This window comes from Streptomyces sp. MBT65 (assembly GCF_016612545.1).
GTDB lineage: Bacteria > Actinomycetota > Actinomycetes > Streptomycetales > Streptomycetaceae > Streptomyces.
On record NZ_JAENRY010000799.1, the window covers coordinates 1 to 368 of the forward strand.

The 368-nt window shown below is 76.4% G+C and carries 1 pseudogene; it reads right to left on the reverse strand.

Annotated features, from left to right (window positions below):
- Positions 1 to 368, reverse strand: a pseudogene (locus JHN63_RS53820) (hypothetical protein); the annotation flags it as partial.

Sequence of the window (368 nt, forward strand, 5' to 3'; positions counted from 1 at the left end):
GGGGTGCGGGGGAGGGGGAGCGTCGCTGTGAGTACGGGGCTCGGTGCGAGTACGGAGTTCGGTGAGAGTACGGGGTTCGGCGTTTCCAACTCGGGCTGGGGGAGCGGCCGTTGTTCCGGACCGGGGACTCCCGAAGCCGACGCACCCTGCGAGGACGCGCCCTGCCGAGGAACGCTCTGCCGAGGCGTGCCCTGCTGGGGCAAGTGCCCGCGCCCCCGCAGGCTCGGTGTGGTGAGGGCCAGGACGGTGGGCGCGGCGGCGGCCGCCCGCTCGTCCGGTATGCCCAGGGCTCGGGTCTCCGCGAGGGCGGCCAGGGCCGCGCCCGCCGCCGTGCGGGACGTCCCCGGCTCGTGCAACAGGGCGCCCGC